This window comes from Gordonia amicalis, from assembly GCF_022059885.1.
Lineage (GTDB): Bacteria > Actinomycetota > Actinomycetes > Mycobacteriales > Mycobacteriaceae > Gordonia > Gordonia amicalis.
The window spans coordinates 401,583-422,781 of sequence record NZ_CP091855.1 but is presented as its reverse complement, the minus strand read 5'-3'; the positions used below and the strand labels follow the sequence as shown (position 1 = coordinate 422,781).

The 21,199-nt window shown below is 65.9% G+C and carries 19 protein-coding genes and 3 pseudogenes; 12 read left to right on the top strand and 10 right to left on the bottom strand.

From position 1 onward, the window contains the following. The first annotated feature begins 215 nt into the window (after positions 1–215). Complete coding sequence (locus IHQ52_RS01920) at positions 216–647, top strand: DoxX family protein (protein ID WP_006435028.1); 432 nt, start codon at positions 216–218, stop codon at positions 645–647. Positions 648–737: 90 nt separating this feature from the next. Here the strand turns inward: IHQ52_RS01920 and IHQ52_RS01915 are convergent, their stop codons facing one another. Then, positions 738–1,310 (bottom strand): hypothetical protein, encoded by a 573-nt coding sequence (locus tag IHQ52_RS01915; protein ID WP_006435027.1) that lies wholly within the window; start codon positions 1,308–1,310, stop codon positions 738–740. A gap of 132 nt (positions 1,311–1,442) precedes the next feature. Here IHQ52_RS01915 and IHQ52_RS01910 point away from each other — a divergent pair, with 132 nt between their 5' ends. Beyond that, the gene (locus IHQ52_RS01910) at positions 1,443–1,937 is read left to right on the top strand and encodes a DUF5709 domain-containing protein (RefSeq protein ID WP_006435026.1); all 495 of its coding nucleotides are present in this window, start codon (positions 1,443–1,445) and stop codon (positions 1,935–1,937) included. A 5-nt stretch (positions 1,938–1,942) separates the two neighbouring features. Here IHQ52_RS01910 and IHQ52_RS01905 read toward each other — a convergent pair. Continuing rightward, positions 1,943–2,697: pseudogene (locus IHQ52_RS01905) on the bottom strand (Clp protease N-terminal domain-containing protein). 177 nt (positions 2,698–2,874) lie between these two features. Between IHQ52_RS01905 and egtB the strand changes: the two are divergent. Both egtB and egtD read left to right on the top strand, forming a co-directional pair. Then, positions 2,875–4,179, top strand: coding sequence for an ergothioneine biosynthesis protein EgtB (gene egtB / locus IHQ52_RS01900; RefSeq protein ID WP_238064041.1), 1,305 nt, complete (start codon positions 2,875–2,877; stop codon positions 4,177–4,179). Continuing rightward, entirely contained in the window at positions 4,176–5,186 is a 1,011-nt protein-coding gene (gene egtD, locus IHQ52_RS01895; RefSeq protein ID WP_006435023.1) for an L-histidine N(alpha)-methyltransferase, read from the top strand. The genes egtB and egtD overlap by 4 nt, the downstream gene beginning before the upstream one ends. A 3-nt stretch (positions 5,187–5,189) precedes the next feature. Here the strand turns inward: egtD and IHQ52_RS01890 are convergent, their stop codons facing one another. After that, the gene (locus tag IHQ52_RS01890; RefSeq protein ID WP_006435022.1) at positions 5,190–6,245 is read right to left on the bottom strand and encodes an LLM class flavin-dependent oxidoreductase; all 1,056 of its coding nucleotides are present in this window, start codon (positions 6,243–6,245) and stop codon (positions 5,190–5,192) included. Between the two features lie 194 nt (positions 6,246–6,439). On the opposite strand from IHQ52_RS01890, the gene IHQ52_RS01885 reads away from it, so the two are divergent. Both IHQ52_RS01885 and IHQ52_RS01880 read left to right on the top strand, forming a co-directional pair. After that, positions 6,440–6,829: an SHOCT domain-containing protein gene (locus IHQ52_RS01885; RefSeq protein ID WP_006435021.1), complete on the top strand. Its 390-nt coding sequence runs from the start codon at positions 6,440–6,442 to the stop codon at positions 6,827–6,829. A 48-nt stretch (positions 6,830–6,877) separates the two neighbouring features. Further along, a pseudogene (locus IHQ52_RS01880) lies at positions 6,878–7,507 on the top strand (ABC transporter permease family protein); the annotation flags it as partial. Here the strand turns inward: IHQ52_RS01880 and IHQ52_RS01875 are convergent. Continuing rightward, a pseudogene (locus tag IHQ52_RS01875) lies at positions 7,484–8,176 on the bottom strand (ATP-binding cassette domain-containing protein); the annotation flags it as partial. The pseudogenes IHQ52_RS01880 and IHQ52_RS01875 overlap by 24 nt on opposite strands. A gap of 284 nt (positions 8,177–8,460) precedes the next feature. On the opposite strand from IHQ52_RS01875, the gene IHQ52_RS01870 reads away from it, so the two are divergent. From IHQ52_RS01870 to IHQ52_RS01855, 4 genes are read left to right on the top strand one after another with little or no spacing between them, the layout of a single operon-like run. Further along, positions 8,461–8,862 carry a TOBE domain-containing protein gene (locus tag IHQ52_RS01870; RefSeq protein WP_006436639.1) on the top strand — a complete coding sequence of 134 codons (402 nt, stop codon included), beginning with the start codon at positions 8,461–8,463 and terminating at the stop codon, positions 8,860–8,862. Beyond that, entirely contained in the window at positions 8,859–9,608 is a 750-nt protein-coding gene (gene modA, locus IHQ52_RS01865) for a molybdate ABC transporter substrate-binding protein (protein WP_006436640.1), read from the top strand. The genes IHQ52_RS01870 and modA overlap by 4 nt, the downstream gene beginning before the upstream one ends. Further along, on the top strand, positions 9,605–10,429 hold the full coding sequence (locus tag IHQ52_RS01860) for an ABC transporter permease (protein ID WP_006436641.1): 825 nt from the start codon (positions 9,605–9,607) through the stop codon (positions 10,427–10,429). The genes modA and IHQ52_RS01860 overlap by 4 nt, the downstream gene beginning before the upstream one ends. Next, positions 10,426–11,520 (top strand): sulfate/molybdate ABC transporter ATP-binding protein, encoded by a 1,095-nt coding sequence (locus IHQ52_RS01855; RefSeq protein ID WP_006436642.1) that lies wholly within the window; start codon positions 10,426–10,428, stop codon positions 11,518–11,520. The genes IHQ52_RS01860 and IHQ52_RS01855 overlap by 4 nt, the downstream gene beginning before the upstream one ends. A gap of 195 nt (positions 11,521–11,715) precedes the next feature. On the opposite strand, the gene IHQ52_RS01850 is transcribed toward IHQ52_RS01855, so the two are convergent. From IHQ52_RS01850 to IHQ52_RS01830, 5 genes are all read right to left on the bottom strand, one after another. Beyond that, on the bottom strand, positions 11,716–12,249 hold the full coding sequence (locus IHQ52_RS01850; protein ID WP_006436643.1) for a hypothetical protein: 534 nt from the start codon (positions 12,247–12,249) through the stop codon (positions 11,716–11,718). A 297-nt stretch (positions 12,250–12,546) separates the two neighbouring features. Continuing rightward, positions 12,547–13,560 (bottom strand): hypothetical protein, encoded by a 1,014-nt coding sequence (locus IHQ52_RS01845; RefSeq protein WP_238064040.1) that lies wholly within the window; start codon positions 13,558–13,560, stop codon positions 12,547–12,549. 50 nt (positions 13,561–13,610) lie between these two features. Then, positions 13,611–13,961, bottom strand: coding sequence for a hypothetical protein (locus IHQ52_RS01840; protein ID WP_238064039.1), 351 nt, complete (start codon positions 13,959–13,961; stop codon positions 13,611–13,613). A gap of 188 nt (positions 13,962–14,149) precedes the next feature. Next, on the bottom strand, positions 14,150–15,109 hold the full coding sequence (locus IHQ52_RS01835) for an adenylate/guanylate cyclase domain-containing protein (protein ID WP_006436646.1): 960 nt from the start codon (positions 15,107–15,109) through the stop codon (positions 14,150–14,152). An 87-nt stretch (positions 15,110–15,196) separates the two neighbouring features. After that, the gene (locus IHQ52_RS01830; RefSeq protein ID WP_040004781.1) at positions 15,197–16,366 is read right to left on the bottom strand and encodes a TetR/AcrR family transcriptional regulator; all 1,170 of its coding nucleotides are present in this window, start codon (positions 16,364–16,366) and stop codon (positions 15,197–15,199) included. Between the two features lie 129 nt (positions 16,367–16,495). Between IHQ52_RS01830 and IHQ52_RS01825 the strand changes: the two genes are divergently transcribed. Next, positions 16,496–17,707 (top strand): acetyl-CoA C-acetyltransferase, encoded by a 1,212-nt coding sequence (locus tag IHQ52_RS01825; protein WP_006436648.1) that lies wholly within the window; start codon positions 16,496–16,498, stop codon positions 17,705–17,707. Positions 17,708–17,819: 112 nt separating this feature from the next. Next, positions 17,820–19,994, top strand: coding sequence for a 3-hydroxyacyl-CoA dehydrogenase NAD-binding domain-containing protein (locus IHQ52_RS01820; protein WP_024499449.1), 2,175 nt, complete (start codon positions 17,820–17,822; stop codon positions 19,992–19,994). Positions 19,995–20,162: 168 nt separating this feature from the next. Here IHQ52_RS01820 and IHQ52_RS01815 read toward each other — a convergent pair whose 3' ends face one another. Then, positions 20,163–21,098 carry a hypothetical protein gene (locus IHQ52_RS01815; RefSeq protein ID WP_006436650.1) on the bottom strand — a complete coding sequence of 312 codons (936 nt, stop codon included), beginning with the start codon at positions 21,096–21,098 and terminating at the stop codon, positions 20,163–20,165. Positions 21,099–21,199: the final 101 nt, after the last annotated feature.

Genomic DNA, 21,199 nt, shown 5'->3' with positions numbered 1-21,199 from the left:
GACTCCTACTCCGTTCTGCCGTATGGCACGTTCGCCCGCCTGCTGCCGGCCGCGTCATCGGACGCCGGCGATGCGGTGCCTGTGGTCACGGTGCGGTTGCGGTTGATGACTCGATTTCGGCGTATCACCCGCGACGAGGTCTCGTCGTCGCGGACACTGTGAGAGTACCTGGCGGCGGGGAACCAGGCCCGTCCGACGATGCGAGGAGCAGCATTATGACCGGATTCGGCAGTGTCGCGCAGTTTCTCGCGCGACTGATACTCGGCATCATCTTCATCGCCCACGGCTGGCAGAAGCTGGTGACACAGGGGATGGACGCCACCAAGGTGGCCTTCGGTCCGGCGGGCATGGACGTGCCCTTTCCGGATCTGGCCGCGTACTACGCGACCTGGGTGGAACTGGTCGGCGGCATCCTGTTGATCCTGGGCCTCCTGCTGCCCATCGTCGCCACGCTGCTGATCGCGGACATGATCGGCGCGATCGTCTTCGTTCATTGGGATGCGGGATTCTGGAACACCGACAGTGGTTACGAATGGCCGCTGGCCTTGATCGCCGGACTGCTGGCGGTGGGATTCACCTCGGCCGGACGCGTAGCCGCGGACAACTACCTCCTGCGACGCCGCCGCCGACGGACCGAGGTGGTCTGAGACGTCGACGGTAGACAGGATCGCCACTTCCGCGCAGCTGCGTAGCCCGAACAGCGCGACGGGGCGGGGGTGGCGAGATCGTGCGATGCGTCAGGCGATCGCGAAGCCGTCGATGGTGGCCGAGCTCCGCGACGCCGTGTCCGTGTCGGCCAGTTCGGCCACCAGACGCGAGATCACGGTCCGTTCCTCGTCGGCGTGGTGGAGCCCCACCCCGTCGATGACGCCGGGGGTGAGGATCGCCAGGGGGTCGGTGTCGTGCCGGTGGATCACCGCGGCACCGAGAAGGCGCTGTGCCTGACCGGGATCGACCTCCCAGAGGGCATCGGCGGTCATGAGGTAGAGGCGGATGGCCGGTGGATAGTCGTGGAGGTTCACGAGTGCCCAGGCCCAGTGTTTGGCGACGTCGACGGTGTCGGCCTCCCCGCGACCGTGGGTCCGCACGTACTTGCCGTGCAACTCGCTGCAGAGGTAGTTGGCGTCCATCCACAACTGCAGGTGGGACATGCATCGGACGCAGTCGTGCAGATTGGACAGGTACTTCGTCGAGTACGGTCCTTCGCGTCGTGCTCTGACCTCGCGGAGCACGGAGAACGCGGCCAGCGCGTGCTCGTATTCGCCCGCGGCGAGGAGGGCTTCGGCCTCGGCCTGCAATTCCTCGATCATCTTCGACATTCTCGCCGATTCCGCCGGCGGTCACCGGCGCTTTGCCCGAACTGGGACCACCCGAGGTCACGTGTCCCAGACAAGTCTGCGGAACTCTGGCACACGCCCCGTTCGGCTGGCATCGTGGCAAGGGTGAAGGACGATATCGGCAGCACCCCGGAAGGCTCCGACGGCGAGTTCAGCCTCGACCAGGACGACCAGCTCCAGCCGGAGGACACCCTGGTCGACCGCGGCGTCGACGACGTCCTCGACGAGGGCTACTCGCCACCCGACTACCCGCCCAAGGCTGCGATCCACGGACTCACGGTCCGCGAGCAGGCGGAGGGGGAGACCCTCGACGAGCGGCTGGCCGAGGAGGAGCCCGACGTCGGTGCGGTCGATCCGCTCGACGAGATCACTGCCGACGAGCACGCCCGAACCGATTGGCGTGCGCACGATTCCGATCGCAGTGACGAGTTCGACGAAGGTGACGAGGTCGGTGACCGGCGTGCCGGCCGGCTGATCGCCCCGGACGAGGGATCGGGGATCGACACGGAGGCCGAAGCAGTGGCCGCGGATGCGGGTATCGACGGCGCCGCGGCCTCGGCCGAGGAGGCCGCGGTGCACTACATCTCGGAGCAGGAGTAGTTCGGCTACTCGGCCGGCGGAGCTTCCCCGAACTGCGCGAGTGTGGCGACGATCTTGTCGCGGATCGCGCTGTCGTCGAGTCCGAGACCGGTCAGCGCACCGGCCACCGGATCGTCGGTGAACAGCCCGAGCAACAGGTGTTCGGTGCCAACGTAGTTGTGACCGAGGTCGACGGCGATGCCGACGGTCGCCTCCAGGACCGCCTTGGCGGCGGCGTCGTAGGGCACGACGGACGATGCCTCGGCATCCGGGACGTCCCGCGGCGCCGGGACGAGCTGTGCCACGGCATCGGAGAACGCATCGGGGTCGACGCCGAACTCCCGCAGCACGACGAAGACGAGGGCCTGCGGCTCGGCGGTCATGGCTGCCGCCACGTGGGCGGGGGTCACGTACTCGGCTCGATCGGCGGCCGCCGCACCGTTGGCCGCCATCAGGACGTTCGCCGCGCGGGGCGTGAACCGCGAGAACGGGTGCGACTCGCCGGCCAGGCCGCCGTCGGTGCCGCGGGCGGCCGACACCCGGTCGACGAACCGCTTCTGGGCGGCCTGCTTGCTGACGCCCATGCTGGCCCCGATCGCAGTCCACGAAGCGCCCGAGCGGCGCGCCTGGTCGACGAAATGGCCGATCAGACTGTCGGCGACCTCGTCGAGATGAGCCGCGGCCAATACCGCGTCGGACAGCTGGTCGAGGGGTCGTCGTGCACCTTGCGGATCGCTGCGATGAGGTCGTCCAGCCGAATGGGAACGGCGTTCTTCGTCATGCGCCAACCGTAGGTGACGGCCGAACTTCGTCAACCCTCGGTTGACGATCGATCATTCAGCGAATCGGGGGCAAGGCCGGCCATCGTTGACACGGATGCAAACCGTCGTGACGATGGATGCGGAGATCCGCCGAAGACGCCGCCGCACTCCACCGCCTTGCCACGGGAGGTTTTCCAGTGAGCATCACCGAACCCACCGTCCGCCCGGACCCGAGATCAGATCCCGAGTCCCCGGTTGCCCGGCCTCCGGGTGTCGCCACGGCGGACGGTCCCGACACCGTCCGACGGTTTCTCGAGGTGCGGTCGCTGACCGATGCTCTCGCCGAACGACTCTCACCTGAAGACCAGACGCCGCAGTCGATGACCGAGGCGAGTCCCGCGAAATGGCATCGGGCGCATGTCACCTGGTTTTTCGAGGAGTTCATCCTCCGTCAGAACCCGGACTATGTCGTGTACGACGAGACCTTCCGGTACCTGTTCAACAGCTACTACGAAACGGTGGGAGAACGACATCCGCGCCCCGATCGCGGTCTCGTCACGCGACCGGGCGTACGCGACGTGACACGCTATCGCGAGCACGTCGACGCAGCGATGGTCGAGGCTCTCGAGGCCGGGCGATTCGACGACGCGGCGCTCGAATTGGTCGAGCTCGGCTGCAACCACGAACAGCAGCACCAGGAGTTGCTGCTGATGGACATCAAGCACCTGTTCTCGACGCATGCGTTCGGGCCGGTCTACGTCGACCGGGAGCCCGACGTGCCCGGGCGGTCCGCGCCGCTCGGCTGGCGGGAGTTCTCCGGTGGGGTGCACGAGATCGGCGCTGTCGGAAGTGGATTCTCCTACGACAACGAGGGCCCCCGCCACCGGGTCCACCTCGAGGACTTCGCGGTGTCCGATCGGCTGGTGACCAACGCCGGCTGGCTGGAGTTCATGGCCGACGACGGATATCGGCGCCACGAGCTCTGGCTCTCCGACGGGTGGGCGAAGATCCACGAAACCGATTGGCATGCGCCGGGTTACTGGCGCGAAGAGGACGGTGGGTGGACCACCTTCACCCTCTCCGGACGCCGGCCCGTCGTGCCCGACGAGCCGGTGACCCACGTGTCCTTCTACGAGGCCGACGCCTACGCCCGCTGGGCCGGCGCCCGACTGCCCACCGAATTCGAATGGGAGGTCGCGGCCGGAACACTCGGCGACGCGCGGGGCCGGCTTCTCGATCCCGGCCGATGTCACCCCGGCCGGGCCGGCACCGCGATGGTCGGTGACGTGTGGGAGTGGACGGCGAGCGCGCATCTGCCCTATCCGGGATTCGTCCCGGCGAACGGGGCCGTCGGTGAGTACAACGGAAAGTTCATGTCCGACCAGCACGTCCTGCGTGGCGCGAGCGCGGTGACGCCGCCGGGGCATGAGCGGATCACCTACCGCAATTTCTTTCCCGCTGCGTCGCGGTGGGTGTTCTCGGGACTGCGGCTCGCTCGATGACTCCCGAGCGCGAAGCGCAGCCCAGGACATCCGAGCGCGACGACACGCGTACCGAAGTCGAGAAGGCGACGACAGGACTTGCCGCGGACGCGCTTTGGGGTCTGTGGCAGGACCCGCCGACGCTGCCGACCAAGTGGCTCTACGATGAGCGCGGAAGCCGGCTCTTCGATGAGATCACCCGGCTTCCCGAGTACTATCCGACGCGTCGCGAGACCGCGATCCTGCGTGAGCATTCGGCCGACATCGTGGCGGCCACGCATGCCGAAGTGATGGTCGAGTTGGGTTCGGGCACCTCCACCAAGACCAGGTTGCTGCTCGACGCGTTCAGTGCCGCCACCCCCGACTCCGGGCGGTTCACCTACGTTCCCGTGGATGTCAGCTCCGAGATGCTCACGACCACAGCCGATGTGCTGTCCGCCGACTATCCGGGCGTCGAGATCGTCCCATTGGGCGCGGACTTCACCGAACCCGACCTCCATCTCCCCGACGCCGACGGCGCCCGCCTCGCGGTGTTCCTCGGTGGCACCATCGGGAACTTCAATCCCGAGGCGCGGCGCGAGTTCTATCAGGGTCTGGCGAAGGCGCTCTCGCCCGGTGACTTCTTCCTGCTCGGTACCGACCTCGTCAAGGACACCGGCCGACTCGTGGCCGCCTATGACGACAAGGCGGGCGTCACAGCCGATTTCAACCGCAACCTCATCGAGGTCCTGCGGACGGGACTGGATGCCCGCGGACTGTATGCGGACGACTTCGAACACATCGCGCGCTGGAACCCGGGCGAACATCGCATCGAGATGTGGCTGCGTGCCCGGCGGGACATCGACGCGTACTTCGAGGTCCTGGGCCGAGCCTGGCGGCTGCCTGCCGGCGCCGAGGTCCACACCGAGATCAGTACGAAGTTCGAGCCGGATGCACTCCGCGACGAACTCGAGTCCGCCGGACTGCAGGTGGTCACCGTGTGGACCGACCCGGCCGGGGATTTCGCGCTCACTCTGAGCCGACGCTGACGATCACCCCTCGGCGAGCAGCTCGCGGACCCGTGGGATCACTCGGGTGCCATAGAGTTCGATGCTGCGCATCTGCTCGGCATGGCCCAGGGTTCCGTGGGAGTACTTCATGTCGAAACGACTCAGCCCGAGAGCCTTCGACGTCGAGGCGATCTTGCGTGCGACGGTTTCCGGCGACCCGACGAACAGCGCACCGTCGGGGCCCGTCGACCGCTCGAAGTCGATCCGGGTGGGCGGCGGCCACCCCCGTTCGCGTCCGATCCGCGCCACGTACCCGCGGTAGTGCGGCCACAACTCGTCGCGTGCCTGTGCGTCGGTGTCGGCGACATGGCCCGGGCAGTGCACGCCGACCGGAAGTACGTCCTGCTCCATCTCGGCGAGCGCACGGTGGTAGAGGTCGACGTAGGGGCGGAAGCGCACCGGGTCACCGCCGATGATGGCGAGCATCAGCGGAAGCCCGTACGACGCTGCGCGTACCACGGATTCGGGGCTGCCGCCCACTGCGATCCAGGTGGGTAGCGGCGGGCTCTCGAGCTGCGGGTACACCGGCTGAGCACGCAAGGGACCCCGCGTCGAGCCGGACCAGGTGACCGGCTTGCCGGTGCGCAGTTCGGCGAAGAGCGCGAGCTTGTCGGTGAACAGTTCCTCGTAGTCGGAGAGGTCGTAACCGAAGAGCGGGAACGACTCGGTGAACGAACCGCGGCCGAGGATCACCTCGGCACGGCCCGAGGACAGCGCGTCGACGGTCGAGAACCGCTCGAACACGCGGATGGGATCGTCCGAGCTCAGCACGGTCACGGCCGAGCCGAGGCGGATCCGGCTGGTGCGGGCGGCGATGGCGCCGAGCACGACCTCGGGTGCGGATACGGAGTAGTCGGAGCGGTGATGCTCACCGACACCGAGGAAGTCGACGCCGACCTCGTCGGCCAGGATCGCCTGCTCGAGTACGTCCCGCAGGGTCTGTGCGTCCGATCGCGGAGTGCCATCGGGCTCGGCGGTGATGTCGCCGAAGGTGTCCAAGCCCAACTCGAGTTCATGCGTGGCCGTTTGCGATTCCATCTCGTCTCTCTTTTGTCGGTTCGTGGCACAACTTCGTATAAGCGGCAAACGGTGCATGCCTGGGGGACGTGCTACTACTTCTCACGGCCACTTTGGCCTGACAGCGCGATGCCGAGGGTATGGCTGTGACATGCTTCTATTCGTCAGGGGACCATTCGGCATGGTCCTTTTCTTCTAGAAACGGGAGACCTTCAATGTGGGACTCATTCTGGGATTTCATCTGGTACACAGTCGTCATCTTCGCGTTCGTCGCGTACCTGATCGTCCTGTGGCACATCATCACCGACCTGTTCCGTGACAAGAAGGCATCGGGCTGGCAGAAGGCCGCCTGGGTGGTCTTCCTGATCATCTTCCCGTACATCACGGCCATCGTGTACCTGCTCGCGAAGGGCAAGGGCATGGCCGAGCGTCAGCGCGAGGCCTACACGGAGGCCAAGCAGGCCTCCGACGAGTACATCAAGTCGGTTGCGGGAACCTCTCCGACCCAGCAGATCACGGAGGCGAAGGCTCTCCTGGACTCCGGTACCATCACCCCGCAGGAGTTCGAACACCTCAAGTCGAAGGCACTCGGCGGAGCTGCCTGAGTCACGATGCGGTCGGTGAAGCCGGCCTGACGACGACCTGGAGCCGCGGTGATCGGATACCTCTGCAAACGCATCGCGGCCTGGGCTGTCCTCGTCTTCATCGCGACCAATCTGACCTACTTCCTGGCCACTTGGTTTCTCGACCCGCGATCCAACTACGCGATCCGGCGACCGCCGTTGCCGGAGAGCGTCGTCGACGCCACGCTGTCCTCCCACAACCTCAACGACAAGACCCCGCTGGTCGAACGTTGGTGGAACTGGCTGACGGGCGTGGTGTTGCACTGGGATTGGGGGTCGACTCCCGTGGGCGAGAGCGTCAACGCCGAGATCGGCTTCCGCCTGGTCTCCTCGGTGCAGCTCCTGGCCGCGGCCACCATCATCTCCACCCTTCTCGGCATAGCCCTGGGCGTCTACACCGCCCTCCGGCAGTACAAGCTCGCCGACCGCGCCTGGCAGTTCATCTCGATCGCGATGATCAACCTGCCGGTTCCCGTTGTCGGCCTGGGGATCGTGCTGGTCGCCATCTCACTCAATCAATCCCTCGGCCACAGCGTCGTGTTCGTCTCCGGGGCGTCCAGCGTGGGTGTCGAGGGGTTCTTCCCGGTGCTGCTGGATCGCATTCAACACCTCATCCTGCCGACCATCACCCTGGTCGTGATCCAGTACGCGGGACTGCATGACGACGATGTCGTCGGCGAGCTGATCGGCCTCTTCGAGGTACTGCGTGGTCAGTAGAAGCGTGGTCCCGTCGGAAACGAGGTCACGCAGCACATCCCACAGCTCCGAGCGGCTGCGTGGATCGAGGCCGGTGGTCGGCTCGTCGAGGAACAGCACGGGTGGGGCCGCGAGGAGACTGACCGCGAGATCGAGCCGGCGGCGCATGCCACCGGAATACGACTTGACCTGCTTGTTGCCGGCCTCGCTGAGTGAGAACTGCTCCAGGAGCTCGTCGGAGCGGCGGGCCAGGGTCTTACGACCGATGCCGTACAGCCCGCCGATCATGCGCAGGTTCTCACGTCCGGTGAGGATCTCGTCGACGGTCGCGGCCTGGCCGGTGAGGCCCATGTTCTGCCGGACCATGCCGGGCTGTTCGATGACGTCGAAGCCGGCGATGCGAGCGGTCCCGCTCGTCGGCGGTGACAGGGTGGTCATCATGCGGACGGTGGTGGTCTTGCCTGCGCCGTTGGGGCCGAGCAGGCCGAGGACGGAACCACGCGGGACGGTGAAGCTGACGCCGTCGACCGCGGTGAAATCGCCGAAGCGTTTGACCAGGTCGATGGCCTCGATCGCGACGTCGGGCGTCGCGACATCGCCGGGTGCGACGGCGGGAACTGTGACTGAGTTCATAACTCTCCACGGTATCGATGGGGTCTGACAGGGGCGAACGATTTTCCGGTGTCTCCGGGTGAACATGGGGGTCAACTCAGGGGACATCGGGGAACTTCGACGTTCCTCGACATGACAGACCGGGAACCCCCATGGAACTCATCGGTCCGACGGCCCGGACTCCGACGGTCGGAGTGGGATTCACGCTAGGAACTCAAATTGACTTGAAGTCAAGAGCGGACCTGCCGCCGCAATCGCGGATTCAGAGTGCCATTTGTCACGCAGATGCGGATACGATAGCCGGCGTGACCGCGATACGGATCAAGGACGCCGCAGCATTGCTCGGCGTCAGCGACGACACGATCCGACGATGGATCGCGTCCGGGGTGCTCGAGCAATCCGACGACGGGCCGGTGGCGACCGTCGACGGGGCCCGACTCGCGCAGCTCGCGCGCGAGCGTGCCGTGGCGCCGGACGACGGTGCGCCCGTCGCGCGGTCGGCACGCAATCGGTTCACCGGGCTGGTCACCGAGGTGTTGGTGGACGGCGTCATGGCCCAGGTGACGTTGCAGTGCGGACCGTTCGAGGTGACGTCGCTGATGAGTGCGCAGTCGGCACGCGAGTTGGAGCTCGCGCCGGGGTCGGTGGCCACCGCGATCGTCAAGTCGACGAACGTCATCGTCGAGACGAGGAGGGGCGACCGGTGAGGAGGTTCGTCACTGCTTTCGCGGCGGCCGGGGTGGTTCTCCTGGCCGGTTGTTCGTCGGACGACGGGAGCGATTCGGGCACCGTGACTCTGGACGTGTCCGCAGCGGCGTCGCTGAAGAAGGCTTTCACCGCGATCGCGGCGGAGTTCGAGAAGCAGCACGATGGCGTCACCGTTCGTCTGTCCTTCGACGGGTCGTCGACCCTCGCCAACCAGATCCAGCAGGGTGCCCCCGCGGATGTCTTCGCGAGTGCCGACGAGAAAAACATGGCGAAACTCGGGGATCTGGCGGTCGAACCCACGATCTTCGCGACCAACACCCTGGTGATCGTCACCGCGCCGGGAAACCCGTTGCGCATCAGGTCGTTCGCCGACCTCGCGAGGCCGGGCGTCACCGCCGTCGTCTGCCAGGCGGCTCAACCGTGCGGCGCCGCCACCGGCACCGCGGAACGCAACACCGGGATCACGATCGACGCGGCGTCGGAGGAGCAGTCGGTGAGCGCGGTACTCACCAAGGTGACGACCGGGCAGGCCGATGCCGGGGTCGTGTACGTGACCGATGCTCGTGCTGCCGGAGACCAGGTGGCCACCGTGACCGACCCGGCATTCGCGGAAGTGGTCAACGCGTATCCGGTCGCGGGGGTCCGCGGCGCCGACGACGGAGGGCTCGGGAAGCAGTTCGTGGACCTCGTCCTCGGCGAGGACGGTCAGCGCATCCTTCGCGACGCCGGCTTCGGGGCGCCATGACGGTGCGTCGTCCGGGTCTCGCCCATCGCGATCCGACGGGATTACCGGCCTGGACGTATGGGCTCGCCGCGGTCGGTGTCGCGTTGATCGTCCTGCCGCCGCTCGCGTTGCTGCTCCGATCGCCGTGGGACACCTTCGTCGAGCAGATGACATCGCCGTCTTCGCTTGACGCGCTGCGGTTGTCGTTGATCACCGCGTCCATCAGCACCGGGTGTTGCTTGCTGGTGGGGGTGCCGATGGCGGTGATCTTCGCACGGTACGACGGTCTCGTCGTCCGCGTCGTCCGCTCGCTGGTGCTGCTGCCGCTGGTGCTGCCCCCGGTGGTCGGCGGCCTGGCCTTGCTCTACACCTTCGGCCGACTCGGGATCGTCGGACAGCGTCTGCACGACGCCGGGATCGACATCGCCTTCACCACCACCGCCGTCGTGCTGGCGCAGACCTTCGTCGCGTTGCCGTTTCTGGTGATCAGCGTCGAAGGTGCTGTCCGCGTGGTGGGTACGAGGTACGAGGAGGTCGCCGCGACGCTCGGGGCCGGACCGACCCGCACGTTGTGGCGGGTGACCCTGCCGTTGGTGGCGCCGTCGTTGCTCGCCGGGCTGGTGCTGGCATTCGCGCGTGCGCTCGGCGAGTTCGGCGCGACGATCACCTTCGCGGGCAACGCTCCCGGGATCACCCAGACCGCGCCGCTCGCCATCTACGTGTCGGCGATCGATGATCCCCAGGCCGCGATCCCGTTGTCGCTCATCCTGGTCGTCATCTCTCTGGTGGTAGTGGTGGGCGTGCACAGTCGTCGGCGTCGGAGTGGGGCTGGTGTGCCGTGACGGACGCGGATCTGGTGGTGTCCATCGATCAGGCGGTGCCCCCGCTACGGGTCGAGCATCGGTTCGTCGCTGGACGGACGACCGCGGTCGTCGGGCCGAACGGTGCCGGCAAATCGACGATGCTGCGGGTGATCGCGGGGTTGTTTCGGGGCGCTGGCGCATCGCGGATCCGCCTCGGCGATGAGGTGTTTCGCGACGGCCGCGTATTCGTTCCACCGCATCGTCGTGGGATTGCGCTGCTGTCCCAGGACGCGCGGCTCTTCCCGCACCTGACCGTCGCGGAGAACGTGGCGTTCGCGCCGTCGGCGCAGCGGATGTCGCGTGCCGAGGTGCGCGAACGAGTGGCGCGGTGGGTGGAGGCCGTCGAGGTCGCGGAGTTGGTGGACCGCAAACCTGATGAGCTCTCCGGTGGCCAGGCGCAACGTGTGGCGATCGCCCGAGCGCTCGCCGCGGAGCCCCGAATTCTGTTGTTGGACGAGCCGTTCCGCGCGCTGGACGTGGATGTGGCGAGCCGGTTGAGGGCGTTGCTTCGAGTTCTGCTCGCCGATCACGGCCGTACGACGATCATGGTGACCCACGACCCGGTCGACGCTCTCGGACTCGCGGAGGACATCGTCGTCCTGGACCGGGGGAGGATCGTCGAATCGGGTTCCACGAGTGCGGTGTTGACCAATCCCGGGAGCAGGTTCAGCGCATCGCTGTCGGGGCTCAATCTGTTCGTGGGGCGGATCGATGAGGCTTCGACGGTCGTCGACGAGTCCGGAAACCGGGTCGTCGGGACGGTGGGTGAGGATGTGCCGGCCGGTGGTCTCGGTGCTGGAACGCCTGCCGCCGCGACGTTCTCACCGCGTGCCGTGGCCGTGTATCTCGAAGCGCCGCACGGTAGCCCGCGAACCATGCTGCGGGCGACCGTCCGTGACGTGGTGCCCCGCGGTGACCACGCAGTGGTCAGCACCGACGTCGGCGGGCAGGTCGTGGCGGCCGAGGTCACCTGGGCCGCGGTCGCTGACCTGGGGTTGGTCACCGGGATCGAGGTCGTGCTCGTGGTCAAGGCGAGCGAGGTTCGGGTCAGCCCGGTGGCTGTGGCGTGACCGCAGACCTCATTTCGATGTTGCGACTTCGATCGAAGTCGCAACATCGAAATGAAGTCTGCGAGTCAGAGGACTACTTGCGGGTCCGGGCCGTTGCGGATTATCGAGTGACGATGTAGGCGACCAGGATTCCGGCGATGAAGGCCAGAAGGGGAAATGTGACCCAGATTGCCAGTCTTCCGGTGAAGTAGGTCTTCAGTTGCCGCCACTGTTGTGGATCGTTCTCGCTAGCCAATGCTTCTCCATTTCCAAGATTTCTTGCTCGATGTCATACCAGGTGTCAGAAGTGGTCGTTGCGGTGAAGATCGAAAGAGCAGACTTTCCGTCCATGGGGGTGCTGAATGCTGCCTGCACACGGAGGACTCTGAGGGCAAGGCCGTTCGATGTGTATGTGCCCTCGTCTCTACAGAGGTATCCATCGACATCAACGTGGTGGGCCAGCGGGGTTGATTCTGGCAATGCTGCAATATCGAGTGCTGTATCGAGATCGCCTAGGCGAATTGCGTCGCCGGTGTCGAATCTGAAGTATTGAATGGCGATGTTTGCAGCGAACTGGGGCGGGGGTTCTTTGGATCGAATGAGCACCCTGCTCGCGCCGGCGACATGCGCGGCTTCGGCGTCCCAGTCGTACCAAGCCGGGGGGCTGACGAAATCCTGGTCACGGGTCGTAGCAACGAGTGTCGCAACACTACCGAAGTTCACGAGCGCGTACTCGAGCGCGGCAATCATCTTCGGTCAGTTACCTTCTTTGTCTAATTCCATGTGCTAACCCCTAAAAGAAACCCGAGGAAGAATGTGACCCCGGAGGGCAGGACGGCAAGTTTGTTCATCAAATATGTCTTTACAACAGTAGACGAGTGGGAATAACTCTCGGCCAACGATTGGGCGGGTTTAGCGGGACTGTTGTCCCGGTGTCTTCCCGATTCGCGGTAGCTCATTAGTCAAACCAACCCTTCACCATCTTGCCTACGCTCGATCCGGCACTACTTCCCAGAGCAGCCCCGATCCCAGCACCGATTGCGATTCCTACCGGTCCAGCGAAAGTGCCGACAGCAGCACCCGCCAGAGCACCGCCGACGGCCCCTCCGGCGAGGCGCCCGCACCGGATGCGATTGCGTCTCCGCCGTCCTGAAGGCCAGCGTCGTACTTGCGGTACTCGTCATACATCGTGACCGCAACTCCTGCAGCGGAAGCACCACGACTCAGGAACTTGCCCGTCGTCTGAAGCATGCCTTGATCGGCTTGGCGGAGGGCGTGACGGCCCATCTCCGTGGCTTGCCAGTTGCTCCCGATCCCGTCCACGAACTCTAGTGCTCCCGTAACCGCCATTCCTCCGAGCGGGTGGGGGTTGAGCTCTAATGCGGTCCGGATGTACTCGAGTCGAGATCGCTCGATGTTGGCATTCTCGCCACGTCGGATTCGATCCAGTTGCTCAGGCGTCAGGTCGAATGCTCGCCTGTAGCGGCCGAGTTGTTCGGGTGTCGCAGAGCCGGCCATCACTGCTTTCGTGTCACTCGCGGCACGCTTGGGATCGACGATTCCGCGGTTCTGAGCCACGGAAGCCGGTGTGATGCCGCCGATCTCACCGAGCGCGCCATTGATGCCATCACGGGTGGCCGTCACGGTGTCGTCCGCCGCTGTGGCGAGGCTCGACAATGCGGACTGGTGCTCGAACGCTTCCCCGGCGTCGTACTGGGCGCCGTCCGGTGCACGAGCCGGATCGAAGTTGATCGCGTACCCACGGCTCCCGCGGTCGAGGATGTAACCCCGGCTGTCGGCCAGAGTGGTTCGACTCTCGAGTGCGGTGATGGCGTTGCGAACGATGGTTGCACCGGTCTGCAGGACCTCTGCGACGTCACCGAATTCGTCGGCGGTGTTCCTGATCCATCGGGTGAGGCTCTCAGCCCTGGTGTCGGCGGCATCGCGGGCGTTGCCTCGCCAGTCCGACAGCTTCAGGTTGAGGACGGGGTTGCCGGCTTTCGGTGCCTCGACCTCCAGATGGGCCTGCAATCGAACGACGCCGAACGCGATCTGCGCCATGACCTCGGGCCTCCACGAGGTCACCTCGTTGTAACTCGGTGGCATAGGGCTTACTGCACCGACAACAGGACGCTGAGCGGAACGACGTGGTGGGTCTGGTCGCCTTGGCGAGTGGGGTAGGGGACTGCGTCGCTGATCCGGCCGGCACTCTGGTCGTCCGTGGCCACGGTGGTGTCCTTGGCGTCCAGGACCAGTTCGGAGAACGCGGAAACCGCGCCGGACAGGTTGGCCAGTGACGACGCGATCTGCTCATCGGCTGTGGCCGCCACCACCGACATGTCTGCCGTCGCGCCGGTGAAGTTGCCGGCCAGTTCGCCGAACGTCGACGATGTGCCCTCGAGGCCAGAGCGAGAAGTGAGCTCGAGCGCCATCAACCGCGAACGACGCGCAGTTCGATACATCCTTCGCAGCGGTGTCGAGTGCTGCTGGATCGACGACCAAGTCCGACACAAATCCCCCGTTGATGTCGCAGACCACGATAGGTGTACCGGCGTCAGCGTAGATCGTCGGGGATGGGGCCGCAGATCGTTGTCCACAGCCGACCCCCAGACCTCGATCGAAGTCCGGGAGTCGAACCGAGGTCTGCCGGTCAGTCGTTGAGCGGCCCGTCGCGATGTGCCTCGAGGACGCGGGCCTTGAGGTGCTTGTAACCCCGGACCCGCAGTGAGGGCATCGATTTGAGATAGAACCGGTCGTCGGCGCTGATCTCGTCGGCGATGGTGTCGTCGATGAGAGTTGTTCCCGGGTGGGCGGATCCGGCCAGGCGGGACGCGATGTTGACGGGTTCGCCGAATACGTCGCCGAGTCGGGTCAGCACAGGTCCGCGGGCGAGGCCGACGCGGAGCGGTGGCAGGTGGTCGTTCTCGGACAACTCGTGGATGCGGATGGCCGCCGCAGCGGCGGCATGCGCGTCCTCGAACGTGAACATCACCGCGTCGCCCAGCGTCTTGACGACGCGACCGCCGTGATCGACGACGACGTCGAACGTGTCGTCCTCGAACGAACCGAGGAGAGCCTCGAGATCGGTCAGGTCGATCCGCCGCGAGAGGCTCGTGTAACCGACGATGTCGGCGAACCCGACGATCAGGTCGAACTGTTCATCCGCCGAATGCTCCACGTGACGTTCGAGGGCGAGCGCCATGTGGCGTCGCCAGATCAGCTGCTGGACCTGACCCAGTGCCGCGCTCATCTGCTCGAGATCCCACGGGGTGTCCGGGTCGTCGGCGATCTCCCGGAGCTGGTCGGCCTGCCAATCGGCCAGCCTCGACATCGTCTGGCCGATCGCCCGCGCCATGGCGATCTGCGTGGCCTCGGGCATGGCGCCCGACGACGCGGCGAACACGCGCAACGCGGCGACGTCACTCTCGGTGGCGACTTTGTCATCGGTGGATCGGCGCACGAAACCGAACGCATTCCACGCTTTTTCGGCGAACTCCGGTTCGATGCCCAACTGTGCGATCAGCTCGTCGCGCGTGTAGCGGGGCTCGTTGACATCGGCGACGGACGGTCCGCGGTCGTCTCCGGCGAGGGAGCGTGAGTCTTCCGGCATGGAGACAGTGTCTCGCACTGTGCGGCCGGGGGAGGCGCATTGGGTGCAGGATGCGCCTGCGCAACCCGACGCCGTGGGTCCGGCAGGTCAGATGGCGAGCACGCCCTTCATGAGATACGCCATCCGCGCGGCGAATTGGGGGCTCTGGGCTCCCCGGCGCATCCGCACGGCGTCGTTGACGATCGACAGTGCCGCGTGGACGGCCACCGCGCCCTGGTCGCGCTTGAGTGACGGGTCCACCTCGACGAGCAGATCGGTCCACCGCGCGACGTAACGCCGCTGAATGTCCAACAGGTCGGTCGCGCTGGGTTGCCCGGCGAGCACCGACGAGTTGTTGAAGCTGACCGAGAGGTCGGGCGTGCTGGTGATGACGTCGACGTAGGAATCAACGAGTGCGGCCAAGAGTTTCGCCGGGTCGTTGGTTGCACCGTACGCCGCCATCACCCCGGCCTCGAGGCGGGCGCCACTGCGGTGACCGATGGCCACCAGGATTGCCATCTTCGACGGAAAGTGTTTGTACACACTGGGTCCCGCGATGCCGACGGCGCCCCCGATCTCGTCGACGCCGACATCGGAATAACCGCGATCGGCGAACAGTGCGGCCGCGGCGTCGAGGATCTCGTCGCGGCGTGACCGCGTGACACCGGTGACGACCGGCGTCGTGTCGAGTGGCGGCGCGGTCGACGGACTCAGCGCCAGCAGGCGTCGGACCAGCTTCTCGATCTCTTCGCGGGCACGAGCGCTGGACATCCGGGTGTGATGGACGGTCAGGCTGCCGCTGACGCTCAGGATCGCCCACGCGAGCTGGACCGCCTCGCGTTCGGTCAGGTCGTCGCGTCCGGTGAGGATCGCGGCCGCCCACTGCCCGATCACCTCGCGGGTGCGGAGCGCGACCTGCTTGTTCTGGTCGACGGTCAGGTAGTTGCTCGTCCAGCGCCAGAGCGATGCCGTCTGTGGACTCTTGACCGCGAGCGCGCACACCGTCGAGATCAGCGTCGCGGCGTCGTTCCCGTGCCTGAGGGCGCGATCGGTGCAGTCCTCGAGGTCGTCGACGCCGGCGAGGACCGCCTGTTCGAGAAGGGACTGCTTGTCGTCGAAATGCCTGTACACCGACGGTGCGGTGACCCCGGCTGCGCGGGCGATGTCGGCCACCGACACCTGTGCGTAGCCACGCTGGACGAAGAGCGCCGCCGCGGAATCGACGAGCTGTCGCTTGCGGTCGGCGCCCTTGGTGCGGGTCGTTTTACGGTCAGGCATGGTGAACAGACCATAGCGCACATTCACCGATGAGCGAGAGTCGTTGACCATGGGGTATAGCCAAATAAGTGATTCCGCGTTAGCCTCGGTGAGTAACCAACTGGTGGTTCGTGTGAAAGGAACACTTTCGTGCCTGATCAAGCATTCATCTACGAGGCGATCCGCACGCCTCGTGGCAAGCAGCGCGGCGGCGCGCTGCACAGCGTCAAGCCGGTCGACCTGGTCTCGGGTCTGATCGACGAGCTCCTGGCCCGCCACGGCGGTCTCGATCCCGCCGACGTCAACGACGTCATCCTCGGTGTCGTCTCGCCGGTCGGCGAGCAGGGTGCGGTCATCGCACGCACCGCGGCCCTCAACAGCGGCCTCCCCGAGAGCGTTCCCGGTACTCAGGTCAACCGCTTCTGCGCCTCCGGTCTGGAAGCCACCAACCTCGCCGCGGCCAAGGTCGCCTCCGGCTTCGACGACCTGGTCATCGCCGGTGGTGTCGAGTCGATGTCGCGCGTCCCGATGGGCAGCGACGGCGGAGCGCTCTTCACCGACCCCGCGACCGCCTACGACCACTACATCGTCCCCCAGGGCATCGGTGCCGACCTCATCGCCACCATGGAGGGATTCTCGCGCGAGGACGTCGACGCGTACGCCGCAGAGTCGCAGGCTCGTGCTGAGAAGGCTTGGGCCAGTGGCTACTTCGCCAAGTCCGTCGTTCCGGTCAAGGACATCAACGGCGTCACCATCCTCGACCACGACGAGCACCGTCGCCCGGGCTCGACCGTCGAGAGCCTCGGCAAGCTGAAGGCCGCCTTCGCCGCACTCGCCGACATGGCCGGCTTCGACGACGTCGCGCTGATGAAGTACCCGAGCGTCGAGAAGATCAACCACGTCCACACCGGTGGCAACAGCTCCGGCATCGTCGACGGTTCGGGCCTCGTGCTCGTCGGCAGCGAGGCGGCCGGCAAGCGCAACGGCCTCACCCCGCGTGCTCGCGTCGTCTCCTTCGCCGAGGTCGGCAGCGAGCCCACCATCATGCTCACCGGTCCCACCCCGGCCACCGAGCTGGCACTGAAGAAGGCCGGCCTGACCATCGACGACATCGACGTGTTCGAGCTGAACGAGGCCTTCGCCTCGGTCGTCATGAAGTGGATGAAGGATCTGAAGGTCCCCCACGAAAAGGTCAACATCAACGGTGGCGCGATCGCCATGGGTCACCCGCTCGGTGCGACCGGCGCGATGATCTACGGCACCTGCCTCGACGAGCTCGAGCGCACCGGCGGCCGCTACGGCCTGATCACTCTTTGTATCGGTGGCGGCATGGGCGTCGCGACCATCATCGAGCGTCTCTGACCCTTCGAGGCTCGCTTCGCTCGCTCCTCAGGGAGCAGTGGAGCCGCTCGCTTCGCTCGCTCCTCAGGGAGCGACGACCCCTACTCCACGAGAAAGAACTCTGCGAAACACCATGAGTGACAACATGATCAACTGGGAGAAAGACGCCGATGGCGTCGTCATCCTGACCATGGACGACCCCAACCAGGGCGCCAACACCATGAACGCGCTGTACCAGGAGTCGATGGCTGCGACCGTCGATCGCCTGGAGGCGGAGAAGGACGACATCACCGGTGTCATCCTGACCTCGGCGAAGAAGACCTTCTTCGCCGGCGGCGACCTCAAGGACATGACGAGCGACCGCTCGGACGTCTCCAAGGCCGAGATCGCCACCCAGATCACCGAGACCACCAACGGCATGAAGAAGGTGCTGCGTCGTCTCGAGACCCTGGGCAAGCCCGTCGTCGCGGCCATCAACGGAGCCGCACTCGGCGGTGGCCTGGAGATCGCGCTGCACACCCACTACCGCGTCGCTGCGGACGTCAAGGGTGTCCAGATCGGTCTGCCCGAGGTCACCCTCGGCCTGCTCCCCGGTGGTGGCGGCGTCGTCCGCACCGTCCGCCTGCTCGGTATCCAGAACGCCCTCATGGGTGTCCTGCTCCAGGGCCAGCGCTTCAACGCGACCAAGGCCAAGGAGACCGGTCTGGTCGACGAGGTCGTCGGCTCCATCGAGGAACTGATCCCCGCCGCCAAGGCATGGATCAAGGAAAACCCCGAGGCTCAGCAGCCGTTCGACGTCAAGGGCTACAAGATCCCGGGTGGTGCTCCCACCAACCCGGCTTTCGCCGCGAACCTCCCGGCGCTGCCGGCCCTGCTCCGCAAGCAGCTCAAGGGCGCGAACATGCCGGCGCCGCCGGCCATCCTGGCCGCAGCGGTCGAGGGTGCCTACGTCGACGTCGACACCGCCGACATCATCGAGACCCGATACTTCGTCTCGCTGGTCACCGGCCAGGTCGCACAGAACATGATCAAGGCGTTCTTCTTCGACCTGCAGCACATCAACGGTGGCGGCTCGCGTCCCGAGGGCTACGAGAAGTTCACCGCCAAGAAGGTCGGCGTCATCGGCGCCGGAATGATGGGTGCCGCAATCGCTTACGTGTCGGCCAAGGCCGGCATGGAGGTCGTCCTCAAGGACATCGACCTCGAAGCTGCCAAGCGCGGTAAGGGTTACTCGGAGAAGCTCGAGGCGAAGGCCGTCGCCAAGGGCAAGACCACGCAGGAGAAGAGCGACGCTCTGCTCGCCCGCATCCACCCGACCGTCGACGCCGCCGACTTCAAGGGCGTGGACCTCGTCATCGAGGCCGCCTTCGAGTCGGTCGAGGTGAAGCACAAGGTGTTCCAGGAGATCGAGGACATCGTCGAGCCCGACGCCGTCCTGGGTTCCAACACCTCGACCCTGCCGATCACCATCCTCGCCGAGGGTGTGAAGCGTTCCGAGGACTTCATCGGAATCCACTTCTTCTCGCCGGTCGACAAGATGCCGCTGGTCGAGATCATCAAGGGTGAGAAGACCTCGGATGCGGTGCTGGCCAAGGTCATCGACTACACGCTGCAGATCCGCAAGACCCCGATCGTGGTGAACGACAGCCGTGGCTTCTTCACCAGCCGCGTCATCGGCACCTTCGTCAACGAGGCCATCGCGGCCGTCGGCGAAGGCATCGAGCCGGCGTTCATCGAGCATGCGGGCACCCAGGCCGGTTACCCGGCCGCGCCGCTGCAGCTCATGGACGAGCTGACCCTGACCCTGCCGCAGAAGATCCGCAAGGAGACCGAGGCAGCGCTCAAGGCCGAGGGCAAGGAAGTTCCGCAGCACGGCTCGAACGCCGTCGTCGACTGGATGGTCGAGAACGGCCGCACCGCCAAGAAGGACGGCAAGGGCTTCTACGACTACGACGAGAACGGCAAGCGCACCCAGCTCTGGCCGGGTCTGCGTGACCACTTCAAGTCGGGCACCACGGAGATCCCGCTCGAGGACATGAAGGAGCGCATGCTCTTCGCCGAGGCGCTCGAGACCGTGAAGTGCTTCGACGAGGGTGTTCTCACCTCCGTGGCGGACGCCAACATCGGCTCGATCTTCGGTATCGGCTTCCCCGCGTGGACCGGTGGTGTCATCCAGTACATCAACGGTTACGAGGGTGGCCTGCAGGGCTTCGTCGATCGTGCACGTGACCTCGCGTCGAAGTACGGCAAGCATTTCGAGCCGCCGGCCTCGCTGGTCGAGAAGGCCGCGAAGGGCGAGAAGTACTGACCCTTCGAGGCTCGTCGCTACCGCTCCTCGCACCTCAGGGAGCGGGTAGCTGATCTCTCACGCAAGAGCCCCGGCCGGATCCAATCCGGTCGGGGCTTTTGTTTCGCTCACTCATTCCGTTCCCGCTCACCCTTCAACGGTGAGCGGGAACGGATCTGGTGAGCGAAACTAGGCGGCAAAGAGCCCAAGCTTCGCCAGCCACGGTTGGAGGAGCGGGGCGAGCTGACGCTTCTCGAGGGTCGACCACGTCCACCGGACAACGGTGATACCCTTGGCGCGCAAGCGATCTTCACGCAGCTTCTCGCGGACGACGACGTCCGTCGCCGATTCGTCGGCGCTGCGGAGCCGACCGTACTTGTGTAGACCGTCGAACTCGCCGACGAGCAGCTCCTCCCAGTCGAAGTCACTGCGGTAGGTGTGGCCGCCGATAACGAACTCGCGTTGCAGCGTCGGAATCGGAAGTCCCGCATCGATCATCTGCGCTCGGCCCCAGGATTCGCCGACGCTCTCGGCGGCCGCGTTCGCGAACGGTAAGGCCCGTCGTGCATTTCGTGCGCTTCGGCGTCGACGGCCCGCGAGGAGATCTGCCATCACCGTCTGATCGGCGCCCTCGCGGAGAGCGGCGTCGAAAATGACGAGAGCCTGGTCGAAGTTGCTCATCGTCGCGACGTCGACGGCGGTGCGTTCGATGGAGGTGACACGAATAACGTCGACCTCGACCACCTCGCCGGCCTCGAGTGGCGCGGCATGCAGGTGACGGTGTGCGCGGATCGACCCGCCTGAGGTTCTGCCGGTCGTCACGTGGACAAGGCTCAGGTCCGGATGAAGCATGGGCAGTTCGTGGAGGGCGGCGGCGGAGACATGGCTGAGCGGATGGCCGTCGGCGGGGCCCGAGGTCGCGACTGCGAGCGCACGCAGACGGTGCCGTTTCTCCAGAGAGTCCGCGCCGGTCGGTACGTCGAGGGCGGGGGTCCAGACTCCCGGGATCAGGCGCACGAGCTCGCGCCGGGCGGTGGCGCCGGACAGTTGCTCGTCGGAGAATCCTGCGTTCAGTGCCGCATCCCGATGGATGAGCCCGAACCGATCGGTGGGGAAGGGTGGCATGAGAAATACGACGCAGCGCGCAAGGGTTGGGTTCCCTGCCGAAGGAGCGCTCACATGATCCGTTCCCGCCCACCGGTCACGGGTGAGCGGGAACGGATCTC

Bases quoted from the DNA above. Each gene is read 5' to 3' on its own strand.
- IHQ52_RS01920 (WP_006435028.1), top strand. From the start codon at position 216: ATGACCGGATTCGGCAGTGTCGCGCAGTTTCTCGCGCGACTGATACTC.
- IHQ52_RS01915 (WP_006435027.1), bottom strand. From the start codon at position 1,310: ATGATCGAGGAATTGCAGGCCGAGGCCGAAGCCCTCCTCGCCGCGGGC.
- egtD (WP_006435023.1), top strand. From the start codon at position 4,176: ATGACTCCCGAGCGCGAAGCGCAGCCCAGGACATCCGAGCGCGACGAC.
- IHQ52_RS01890 (WP_006435022.1), bottom strand. From the start codon at position 6,245: ATGGAATCGCAAACGGCCACGCATGAACTCGAGTTGGGCTTGGACACC.
- IHQ52_RS01885 (WP_006435021.1), top strand. From the start codon at position 6,440: ATGTGGGACTCATTCTGGGATTTCATCTGGTACACAGTCGTCATCTTC.
- IHQ52_RS01860 (WP_006436641.1), top strand. From the start codon at position 9,605: ATGACGGTGCGTCGTCCGGGTCTCGCCCATCGCGATCCGACGGGATTA.
- IHQ52_RS01850 (WP_006436643.1), bottom strand. From the start codon at position 12,249: ATGATTGCCGCGCTCGAGTACGCGCTCGTGAACTTCGGTAGTGTTGCG.
- IHQ52_RS01845 (WP_238064040.1), bottom strand. From the start codon at position 13,560: ATGGCGCAGATCGCGTTCGGCGTCGTTCGATTGCAGGCCCATCTGGAG.
- IHQ52_RS01840 (WP_238064039.1), bottom strand. From the start codon at position 13,961: ATGTATCGAACTGCGCGTCGTTCGCGGTTGATGGCGCTCGAGCTCACT.
- IHQ52_RS01835 (WP_006436646.1), bottom strand. From the start codon at position 15,109: ATGCCGGAAGACTCACGCTCCCTCGCCGGAGACGACCGCGGACCGTCC.
- IHQ52_RS01830 (WP_040004781.1), bottom strand. From the start codon at position 16,366: ATGCCTGACCGTAAAACGACCCGCACCAAGGGCGCCGACCGCAAGCGA.
- IHQ52_RS01820 (WP_024499449.1), top strand. From the start codon at position 17,820: ATGAGTGACAACATGATCAACTGGGAGAAAGACGCCGATGGCGTCGTC.
- IHQ52_RS01815 (WP_006436650.1), bottom strand. From the start codon at position 21,098: ATGCCACCCTTCCCCACCGATCGGTTCGGGCTCATCCATCGGGATGCG.